Source organism: Larkinella arboricola (assembly GCF_003259745.1).
GTDB lineage: Bacteria > Bacteroidota > Bacteroidia > Cytophagales > Spirosomataceae > Larkinella > Larkinella arboricola.
Map to the genome: position 1 here is coordinate 136,316 of NZ_QLMC01000006.1, position 10,664 is coordinate 146,979.

Sequence of the window (10,664 nt, forward strand, 5' to 3'; positions counted from 1 at the left end):
TCACATCCAACCGACTTTCATCAGGTTTATCTTCCGGGGTGCTTTTACTAATTCAACCAAACAGCTATGAAGGTAGTAGGAATAGGGTTGCTTTTATCTGGTTTAATAGCGGGATGTTCAACCGGTATGCGGGATATTGATTTTATCAATAGGCAGTATGAGGTTTCTTACAATATTGATTCCACCAAAGGCATGGACAGTGCCCGAATTGCTGGTTTGTTGAACGCAAAAACCGTGTTAAATTTCTTAGAAGGAGGGCAGGGAACCGTGCATACTCAATGGGGCATGGTTTCGAAAGATAGCTCCTTTAACTGGAAATTGCAGGAAGACCAGCTAGTGATCAATGACCAGAGCTATACCGTTGAAAAGTTATTTAAGGGGTACAAACTCAAATCGGATGCCGAGATGCTCATCTTCAGACAGCAGCCATAAAACGGCAATTGAGGATACTGGCAGACACCACGAAGGCGATCCCTAAAAACCGGTATTATTTCTATACGAAAAAAGGTTTTCAGACCCAACAGTTACCGGGCATTAGTACCTAAAAAAGCCCCAGTGAATGCGTCACTGGGGCAAGGTTTTACCTACTAGCATTTAATTCCCTGACTGGAATGCAGCCGCTCTTTATTTCTTCCTGCCAACGAATTTTTGAAGGAAAAATCCATTAGGTTAAGGCTATGGACTTCATGTTACCGACGGTTGCTCATCAACTGCGGTTTGGTGCTGTTCCCGAAGAGTCGCCCTCCTCGGAACCCGATGAGCCAGTGCCGTATCCAGACCCATACGAGCCCCCACCCTGAACATTGCCTTCATCTTCAGTCCCCGTAAAACCACTATCCTTCTGGCCTTCGTTATCTTGAGTGGACTCATTTGGAGCGGCATCCTGCCTGGTTTCTTCCGGCTTATTTTCCATGGCGATTATAAGGTTTGTTGTTAAAAAGAAACCCGCATACACCAAATTTGTTGAAGTTTAATTCAACTACTTTCTTAAGAGAGACTTTGTGGGATGGGATCACCCGTATTTTGATCACAGGCAAACCCTTCAACCCTGTTAAATGGGAAGCCAGAATTCACGAAGGGCACTCTGCGGTCTCAGCCGGATGGTTAGGATGGCCTACTCTTCAGTAACGCTTTTAGTTGCTTGCTGCAACGGATAATTTCATCACAAACATCCGTCAGATTAGTTGCTTCGCGATCCAGCTTGCGGGTTAACTCACCCAGGTACTTTTTAAGCATGGCTATTTCGCTCTGGTCTGACTCCGCTTTGGCGGGGACAGCTTCAGGCTTCGGCTGTTGAGGTTCTTTGCTTACCAGAGCACTCAACTCCTGCAAGGTTTCGAGAGGCTGCTGCGGCTGGTGCAGGCGGCTCAACTGCTGAATAGATGCTTTGTTTACTTTTGCCCGTCCGCTCAAAATGGAGGTGCGAAGTTCTGGGGCCAACCTGCTTAATCCCTTTGCAAACTCGGCATCTCGTTTAATCGTTTTTTCGCTGACGTTAAAGCGCTGAGCCAGTTTTTCGGAGGTGGAGCCACCTTCACTTTCTGCATAAAGGACATTTTGACCCTTATCGGTCAGGCTAACGGAATCAGCATATGGGTCATTTTGTCCCTTATACTCCACAGAAAGCGAATCATTATAAAGGACATTTTGACCCTTACGGTCCTGCCGATCATATTTGCCCTTTTCCTGCTTTTCACTTAAATACCGTAAGCCCCGCAGATAAGACGCCTGTTCCGGTGTCAAGTTCCGACGACCAAGTTGGTTATCAATCATGTAAAACCGGACATCAGCTAAAGAGGCAAACGAGGTCAGGTGAATTTTAAAATCAATACCGTGCCGCTGACAGATAGAGAATCGGTTATGACCGTCGATTAACACATAAATGGGCGTTGCATCGGACGAATTGCCCAACATATTTTCCGTCGTTTCCCAGACGAGTAAGGCTTCACGGCATCCCTCCTTGCGAATGTTCTCTTCGAGTTGGGAAAACTCTGCTGGCTGCATGGGCGGAATCAACGCTTCAAGTTCCGGCAAAATCCGGATTTGTTTCCGAATCTCTTCATGCCGCATCAGGCTTTGGTCCTTAATGATTGTTTTGGCCCCCAACAAATTTGCGTATTTCTTCATAATGATTTCGTGTGTTTAACCCAATGGTGTGCTTTCGTCAGCGGAGCCGATCGTTGCTAAGCTCCTTGCTCAAATTCTGGTAATCGGTAGCACCATTGGAATTGGGCGCGTACGTAAAAATGTCCTGCTGAGCCACCTGAGATTCTTTGAGGGCCACATTCTGCCGAATCTCCGTCTTAAAAATTCGAAAGTTTGCCAGGGCACTCTGAATATTTGCAATCATATCCCGGTGTACCTTGAGCCGCTTATCAACCATCGTCAATACAATTCCTTCAATCGTCAGAGCAAAGTTGATCCGATCACGAACTTGCAGGATTCGGTCGAAGAGGTTATTAACCCCTTTCATGGCCGAGGCTTCGGGTTGCAACGTCACCAGACAGGAGGAGGAAGCCACGAGGGCTGAATTGGTAAAAATGTTCAGGGCAGGGGGGCAATCAATGAAAATATAATCGTACTGGTTGCGCAGGGGTGCAAGCGCATTCCGAAGCTGATTAACCCCACCGACGGCCTGCACCAGTTCCAGATCGGCATAAGCCAGCTCCAGGTCACTGGGCGCCAGGTCGTAATTTGGCCCTATGGACACAATGGGTAAAGGTTGATTATGGAGCAGAGCATGAACAACCTGCTTTTCGGGTTCGTCGAATCCCAGCGTTTGGGAAAGATTTCCCTGAGAGTCCATATCAACCAGTAAGACCCGGTGTCCCAGCAGCGACAAAGCTTTGCCCAGGTTTAGGGTGGTGGTTGTTTTACCCACGCCACCTTTGTGGTTCACCACCGAAATAATTTTGGCCTTCGGCACGGCAAATTCCAGAAAACCGTACCGGCAGAGGATAGGATAGAGGGCCGACAAATGTTTGGCATTCAACATCCGGTCACCCGCTAAGGCTTTGGATAAGGTACTAGGAGGGAGCCCGGCTTCTTTTTCGATGACCGCCAGAGACAAGGCGGGATTTTTCCGGAGAAAATGGACTGCATCGTCGTTCGTCAGCATATACAGAATAAACGGTGATTTTGCTTGAAATTAAGGCAAATTAAACCTGATTGTCAATTTTTTTTGACAAAAATCAAAAAATCGGGTTTTGTCCCCAACAGAAAAGACAAATGCTGGCCTGATTAACCGCACCGACCCGTTCATTCGTAAAAGCTTACCATGACCGGTAGATGAAGTAAAATTTATCTAACTTAGCCTCGAAACGATTCGATGATTGCCATGAAACAAGCCTTGGTTTTAGTATTCCTTTTCTTTTTTCTGTTTTTGCACCCCTCGTGGACACAAACACCCCAACGCATTGCGACCAACAAAGCCACGTTTTCCAATCCCTTACCCGTAAAATTAGGCGACCCGTATGTCTTGTATACGCAGGGTTCTTATTATATGTATGGTACGGGTGGAGGAGCCGACAAAGGCTTTGTGGCCTATTCGTCTAAAGATTTAGTTAACTGGAAGGCCGAAGGACAGGTTTATTTTCATGATAACAAGAACGGCTGGAGCGATCCGAAGGCCAGTTGGGGTGGAGCCTACTGGGCACCCGAAGTGTATGCAGTGAAAGGGAAATATTACCTGTTTTATAGCGCTCAGTGGAAGGTAAACCCCACCCGTGAAGTGGAAAATTTCCGCATTGGGGTGGCCGTTGCGGATAAGCCTACCGGACCTTTTGTTGACCTGACCGATAAGCCTATTTTTGATCCGGGTTATCCTATTATTGATGCAAACGTATTTTTTGACACGAACGGTAAAGTCTATTTATACTATTCACGTTGCTGCTATAAACATCCGGTCAAAAGTGAAATAGCTGATCTAGCCCGTGAAAAAGGCTGGTACAAGGAGATTGAAGAAAGCTGGGTGTACGGTGTCGAACTCAAACCTGACTTTTCCGGCGTTATCGGACAACCGGTTTTGTTGCTACGCCCCCCGGTCCGGCTCAGTGATAAGCAGGCCGAGTGGGAAAGCCGGTCGGTAACGGCCCGCGAAGTAAACCGTCGCTGGACCGAAGGCTCTGTTACGTTTAAAAAAGACAATACCTATTATATCATGTATTCGGCTAATCATTTTGGCGGTCGCTATTACGCCATCGGTTATGCCACTGGCCAGTCACCTCTGGGGCCGTTTACAAAATCGGATACGAATCCGGTTCTGCAACAGAACATCGACAGAGGGGGTACGGTAACGGGAACGGGCCATAACAGCATAGCCTATTCCCCGGACGGCAAGGAAATGTTTTGCGTTTACCACGGCAGAACTGCTCAAACCGGGGACGAAAGAGTTGTTTTTATTGACCGTATGCAGGTAAAAAACGGACGGATTACCATCTCTGGACCGACCACGACACCGCAGAAACGGCCCTCCGGCTTGGCAAAATAAGGACAGATTTAAAATCGGACAAGATGTCGGAATGTTTAAAAACGTTTCTTCTTAGGTAGAAAGCGGGCATTTTAACGATGGCAATTAAGGAGGGTGGTTTACCGGTGCCCCTGCGAAAAGTTGTAATTTAATTAGCCATCGGCCCGCTAAATGCATAGCTTATGTTACCAAATACCGGAAACTAACAAAAAGAGGAGGTTTCTACCGTTGAACGGGTTAATGATGAATTATCAGACAACATCATTACCTGGTCACGTGTATGAAAAACGTACTCTTGCTCTTCTTAAGTGTGGCATTGCCGGGATGGAGCCTGGCTCAACAGGATGCCCGATCCACCACTTCTTCTTTTCAACCCGGTGTTGCAGTAGGCATCCGGGCCGGAACCGCTGGCATAGGGCTGGATATTTCCAAATCAATTACACCGCAGTGGGTTTTACGGGTAGGAGGGAATCTATTTTCCTACATGGGTACCTTGAAGAGCGGAAAGGACACCGATGATATTCAAATTGGGTTCGATTATAAGCTCAATTTAGCTTCTGTTAATGCATTAATTGACTTTTACCCCTTCCGACGGGCGGGCTTTCGAGTAACCGGTGGTGTGTTTTACAACCTCAACGAGTTGACGTTCGACGGATTGCCTACCAAAGAAGTCGTCTTTAACGATGTAACCTTCACCCGGGAAGAAATCGGCACCATCAATGGCAAAGCTAATTTCACTAAAGTAGCCCCCTATTTAGGGCTGGGCTGGGGGCACCCTTTTCGGGGTACGAAACTCACCTTTATGGCTGATCTGGGCGTTTTTTACCAGCAGTCTCCCCAGGTTACTTTAGTGACTACCGGTATGCTCGAACCCTCCAGTGATCAGGGGCCGGTGATTGAACGCAACCTCCAACCCTTGAAGTACTACCCAGTTCTGAATCTAGGCCTTTCGTATCGTTTGTAATTTTCATTTAACTGTAATTGCCATGAAATCAAGAGAACGTTTCTCCACACGCATATGGATTAAAGGATCGGCCCTGCTGATGGCCCTGACGCTGGCATTGGGAAGCTGCAATGAGTTAAAAAATCTGGACCCGCTTGAGGGGGTTACCTATAAATTAAATTATAAACCGGCCAATAGCCAGATTCAGGGGTTAGTCGTTGATGCCAAAACGGGCCAGTCCCTGTCAATTCCGATTCAGGTAGCGATTCTGGGTCAGGACGCCAACCGCGTTGTTACTTTTGATGGGAAAGCGCAGACCACCTACAGCAGCCCTAAAGGCGACCTGTATATTGGCCTGAAAGGCGATGTGCCAACTCCGCAAGCCCCCGCCAGACTGCGGCTTGTTGTTGATGCCGCCGGCTATATACCTTCAGCAACGGAGCTGCGGCTGACCAAATCGCTGAATGATCCTTTTCTTATTCGGCTTGTAAAGGAAACAGACCCGCCACAGGAAGTAAGTGTGAAAAAAGATCAGCTCCGTCTGTCCACGAATGCCACGCTGTCGGCAAACAAAGAAATTGTCGTGGCTTCTGCCAGCACACCGACCACCCTTCTATTTTCTGGCGGAACGGGCATGAAGGACGAAAAAGGCAACCCCGTCACCGGAACGGTAGCCGCTACCGTAGCCGCTTATGCGCCGGGTTCGGCCAGTATTCCAGCCGGGCTGACAACCCCCGTAAGTTCCAATGAGTCCGGTAGCGCAACAGCGAATGTAGCCCTGAATATAGCGGGCTATACCTCGGTTAACCTCACCAGCAGTTCCGGTCAGAGCGTTACCAGCTTTACCAACCCCATCCTTATTAAAATGGGGATCTCGCCGGAGTTTCAAAACAGAACGGCTGCCCGGCGGATTCAGGTGGGTGACCTATTGGGGGTGTACAGACGAAACGAGAAATCGGGAATCTGGAGTTTCGTGCAGGACGTGAAGGTGGAAGCCCAAGGCTCCGGCCTGGGGGTTAGCTTTCCCGTGACCCATTTTACCGACTATGCCGTAGCGCAGGCCCAACCCACGTCGAGTACCTGTCAGGCGGTCTGGACGATTCAGGGTCTGGCAGCAGGGTATGCCTACCGGTATGAACTGGTGCAGGACGGTCGAATCAAGGCTTCCGGCACCTCCACGGATCAAACCCTGAACCTGGGCGAAGCCAGTCAGGGACCAGCCGATTTACTGCTTTACAGTTCATCGGGCAGTTTGCTGGGTAAATCCAGCGTTCAAAACCTGTGTGGAAATCATACCCTCAGCGTATCGGCCCCTCAGGGCACAGTCAACATCAACTTTACGGTTCGGGGCGCCTGCGAAAACGGGAAGAATATTGAGGTGTATCCTACCGTGCTGGTGCGCTACGGCAAGTCGGGAGCCGATCCCACGACGTTCGTTGGAACAACGTTTGAAAATGGTCAGGGAACGTTAGTGGGGCTGGAAGCCAACACCCCGTACGAAGCCCGGGTAGATTATGAAGGAACCTGGACGGAACAATTTACAACCGGTACCGGAGCCGAAAGCCGTTCGTTAACGTACGTGCTTAAATCGCATACCGAGGCTTGTAAGCAATAAAATCTGATCGAAGCAGGAAACTCACTCTGCCAGATGGCTCCTGTGGTTGAACAGGAATTTCACAGCGAATCATTTGAATACACGTTGTAAGCCATTCTGTTGACTTAAGAGCGTTTTAAAGGAGTATAACGTAGAAGTAAACAGCAAACAGCCCGGCTTTTTTAAGGCCGGGCTTTGTTTTTAAGGTGAGCCTCTGTACCTGGAAGTATGGTACCTCTAGATTATGTTGATCTTGAAAGAAATGACTATTTTAGCCGCCCACGGTTGTCAACAAGCAAACACTTGGAATTAGTGAATCCGGCCGTTATCGTTTTTGAACAATAGCCTCAGGCTGAACGTTGGGCTTGTATGCTGAAAGGAAACAAACTATATAGTATTTTATTCAACAAGTGCCCTCGCTGCCACCAGGGTGATTTCTTTATCACGAAAAGCGCCTATAACCGGCGGTTTGATAAGATGCATCAACGGTGTTCGGTTTGCGGGCAGGACTTTGAACCGGAGCCCGGATTTTATACCGGTGCTCTTTACGTCAGCTACGCGCTCTATGTGGCCTGGACAATTGGTACGTTTGTACTGTTTTATGTCCTGCTGAACATTGATGTGATGGTCTATATGTGGTGCCTGTTACCCTCCCTGGTGATTTTAACGCCTTATTTCTTCAGAATGGCCCGGCGAGTCTGGATTAACATCTTTGTTGCCTATAATCCAGCTAATAAGAAGTAAGTTTATTTCTACCGCCGGGTAAAATTGCACCCCACCGGACGGTATTACAGGAGCATCCGACTGAAATCTGGACTGGCCATAAAATTCTTCTTTTCGCGAAGCCTTGTTTTTGGCTGGTAAAAGTTGAAGCTTTATGACTTATCTAACACGCAAAGACGCTCAAATGGGATTTATTGAAGTTAAAGATGGCTCAGGTGTACATAATATAATCAACGTCGCCCACATTATAGGCATTAAATCCGATCTTAACGGGTATAGCCTCCTTTATCTAACCAATGACCGGGAACCAATGAAGGTCCGGTATTCTGGCTCAGATCTTAAAAAAATGCTACGAGCCGCTGTAGGTGGCGCCGTTATTGATTCCATCCCAAAAGACAACTAACCATCCCTATTGAACGATAAGGCTAAAACCGTATCGTTCATTGGGGGCCTCCTCCTTGCAGACTTATGGCCTCTGTTAGAATCGGTAAACCAGGGCATTGATGTTCATGCCCGCACCGACCGAAGCAAACACTACCTGGTCGTCCGGATTAATCTGGTGCGATTCTAGGGATCCTTTCAGCAGCAAATCCAGCAGAGTAGGAATGGTCGCTACCGAGCTATTGCCTAACCAGGACAGGGTCATTGGCATCAACGCTTCCGGTGGTAGGGGCATATCGTAGAGCTTAAAAAGACGATGCAAAATCGCCCGGTCCATCTTTTCATTGGCCTGATGGATAAGTACTTTGCTGATTGCTGAAAGAGGAATGGCCGCTTTGTCCAGAGCCAGTTTGATAACCAGCGGAACATGATTCAAAGCCAGTTCGTATAATTTCCGACCGTTCATTTTCATAAAAAGATCCTGACTGTCGGCCTGTTGTGGCGCATTTGACACACCCATCGACAATAATTGAGCATGCTCAAAAGCGTGGGTCTGCGTACAGTGGGCTAACACGCCGGCATTGCCTCCTGTTGCAGCTTCCAGAATGAGGGCACCGGCTCCATCGCCAAACAACATGCTATCCCGATCAAAGGGGTCCGTTATGCGGGATAACGTTTCACTGCCAATGATCAGACACCGCCGGGCGTCACCCGCACGTATGTAATAATTAGCCTGAATAACCCCTTCCAGCCAGCCGGGGCAACCAAAGGCCAGATCATACGCCACACAGGCCGGATTTTTGATTTGCAGACGCGCTTTGATCCGGGAGGCCAGTGAAGGCACTTGCGTCGTGCGATTGGTTCCTGGGGCTATATCCCCAAAATTATGGGCGACGATCAGGTAGTCCAGACTTTCCGGGTCAATCCCCGAGCTTTCAAGTGCGTTTTGGGCGGCCAGAAAACCCAGATCGGACGCCTGTTGGTCAGACTGAGCATACCGGCGTTCCTCAATACCGGAAATAGCTTTGAATTTTTCGATCACCGTGGCCTGGTCGTGCCGTAGGGGCAACCCCTCCTGATCATAAAACCGGTGGTTAGCAAACGACTCATTGCTGATTTTGGTGGGTGGAATATAACTCCCGGTGGCCGCAATCACCGATCGAATGGGAAAACTCATAGTACTTATGCAGTTAAGTTCGGTACCCGACTAGTAAGCCGGTCTAAGTGGGTAACTTGGTTCTCCAAGTTACCCAAGATTTTGTATCTCCAACACGAAGTTTATAAAATGAGGCTGAGATGGCTATTTTTCTGACCGACTGTCATGCCGGTCCGGGATTTGTATCACGATCACTAGTCTTGCAGGTAAACCGTATACCGCTGATTGAGACCGGTTTTGCCGGTGGGCTCAACGATAACCGGCTAATGGGTTGATGTTAGATTTGGTTTTAGCTATCAATCAAAGGGCTGCAAGGTTGATCGGCGAGGGTTAAAAGTACGTATTTTAAAAGAAATATCAACGTTCAGGCGGGCTGGCATCGAACAAACGCTGATGCGCCGGGCAACCGTCACTTACAGTGTTTCCAACGGGTGCCGGTGCCTATATTTACTGGCTGCCGGTTTGGTAACAGGGTCTTTATTGGCGACAAGAACCTGGGTCGGTAATAGGGTAGTGCGGGCTGCCGGGCCCGATCGCTTCATAAAGCTTTCACACGTAAGTTGGATTTTTGATTTGTTCTTCCTTATCTTGGTGGAAATTTAAATCAAGTATGCAAACAGGAACAGTTAAATTTTTCAATGAAGGCAAAGGTTTTGGCTTTATTAAACCCGATGATGGGGGAGAAGACATTTTTGTACACGTTTCCGGTCTAATTGACCAAATCCAGGAAAACGACAAAGTGAAATTCAATGTTGAGCGCGGCAAGAAAGGCTTAAATGCTGTCAGTGTCGAACTAGCTTAATAGACAAGGAATTCCATGAAGCCCTGAAAAGACATGCTGTAGCAGTATGTCTTTTTGTTTTTTACTGCCCGCCGACTGGTATCTGGCCTGCCCATCCATTTCAATTCCACTCAGGTACGATTAGAAGACTTATTCCTGCAACTGGAACAATAAGCTGGCCTGATTTCAATTCCACGCAGGTACGATTAGAAGCTTTCGCCGTTTGAAGCCGTTCTTCAGACTCTTTTTATTTCAATTCCACTCAGGTACGATTAGAAGGTGCCGCCTATAACGTGGTAGCGGTGCTGGGTTCAAATTTCAATTCCACACAGATACGATTAGAAGACGCGGATGGCCCGGTCAAAATCACAGCCTTTGACAAATTTCAATTCCACACAGGTACGATTAGAAGCATCGCCAGCGATTTCGGAATAATACTGCTTGAAGATTTCAATTCCACACAGGTACGATTAGAAGACGCCATCGTTTTGGGGAAATCGAACAGCTTGGATTATTTAAATTCCACACAGGTACGATTAGAAGGTTTGCCCCGGTTATAAGGTTGACTTGCGAAGCGTATTTAAATTCCACACAGGTACGATTAGAAGGATCTGCATG

At 47.9% G+C, this 10,664-nt stretch carries 10 protein-coding genes and 1 CRISPR repeat array; of the genes, 7 read left to right on the forward strand and 3 right to left on the reverse strand.

Going from position 1 to position 10,664, the window contains the following annotated elements:
* Positions 1-66 precede the first annotated feature (66 nt).
* Together LX87_RS22800 and LX87_RS29290 are read left to right on the forward strand one after the other, a co-directional pair.
* Positions 67-432, forward strand: coding sequence for a hypothetical protein (locus tag LX87_RS22800; RefSeq protein WP_146624536.1), 366 nt, complete (start codon positions 67-69; stop codon positions 430-432).
* 245 nt (positions 433-677) lie between these two features.
* On the forward strand, positions 678-800 hold the full coding sequence (locus tag LX87_RS29290) for a hypothetical protein (protein WP_262511101.1): 123 nt from the start codon (positions 678-680) through the stop codon (positions 798-800).
* A gap of 304 nt (positions 801-1,104) precedes the next feature.
* Here the strand turns inward: LX87_RS29290 and LX87_RS22810 are convergent, their stop codons facing one another.
* Positions 1,105-2,127 carry a ParB N-terminal domain-containing protein gene (locus tag LX87_RS22810; protein WP_111630615.1) on the reverse strand — a complete coding sequence of 341 codons (1,023 nt, stop codon included), beginning with the start codon at positions 2,125-2,127 and terminating at the stop codon, positions 1,105-1,107.
* Positions 2,128-2,164: 37 nt separating this feature from the next.
* Complete coding sequence (locus tag LX87_RS22815; protein ID WP_111630616.1) at positions 2,165-3,118, reverse strand: ParA family protein; 954 nt, start codon at positions 3,116-3,118, stop codon at positions 2,165-2,167.
* Positions 3,119-3,337: 219 nt separating this feature from the next.
* On the opposite strand from LX87_RS22815, the gene LX87_RS22820 reads away from it, so the two are divergent.
* From LX87_RS22820 to LX87_RS22835, 4 genes are all read left to right on the forward strand, one after another.
* Positions 3,338-4,489 (forward strand): glycoside hydrolase family 43 protein, encoded by a 1,152-nt coding sequence (locus LX87_RS22820; protein WP_111630798.1) that lies wholly within the window; start codon positions 3,338-3,340, stop codon positions 4,487-4,489.
* A gap of 259 nt (positions 4,490-4,748) precedes the next feature.
* The gene (locus LX87_RS22825) at positions 4,749-5,432 is read left to right on the forward strand and encodes a hypothetical protein (protein ID WP_111630617.1); all 684 of its coding nucleotides are present in this window, start codon (positions 4,749-4,751) and stop codon (positions 5,430-5,432) included.
* Between the two features lie 22 nt (positions 5,433-5,454).
* Positions 5,455-7,026, forward strand: coding sequence for a hypothetical protein (locus LX87_RS22830; RefSeq protein WP_146624537.1), 1,572 nt, complete (start codon positions 5,455-5,457; stop codon positions 7,024-7,026).
* 348 nt (positions 7,027-7,374) lie between these two features.
* Entirely contained in the window at positions 7,375-7,749 is a 375-nt protein-coding gene (locus tag LX87_RS22835; RefSeq protein WP_111630619.1) for a DUF983 domain-containing protein, read from the forward strand.
* A gap of 457 nt (positions 7,750-8,206) precedes the next feature.
* Here LX87_RS22835 and LX87_RS22845 read toward each other — a convergent pair whose 3' ends face one another.
* Positions 8,207-9,286 (reverse strand): 3-oxoacyl-ACP synthase III family protein, encoded by a 1,080-nt coding sequence (locus LX87_RS22845; protein WP_111630621.1) that lies wholly within the window; start codon positions 9,284-9,286, stop codon positions 8,207-8,209.
* 589 nt (positions 9,287-9,875) lie between these two features.
* On the opposite strand from LX87_RS22845, the gene LX87_RS22850 reads away from it, so the two are divergent.
* The gene (locus tag LX87_RS22850; RefSeq protein WP_111630622.1) at positions 9,876-10,067 is read left to right on the forward strand and encodes a cold-shock protein; all 192 of its coding nucleotides are present in this window, start codon (positions 9,876-9,878) and stop codon (positions 10,065-10,067) included.
* 102 nt (positions 10,068-10,169) lie between these two features.
* Positions 10,170-10,654: direct repeats of the CRISPR family, unit length 25 nt; unit sequence AATTCCACACAGGTACGATTAGAAG.
* The last annotated feature ends 10 nt before the right edge of the window (positions 10,655-10,664 follow it).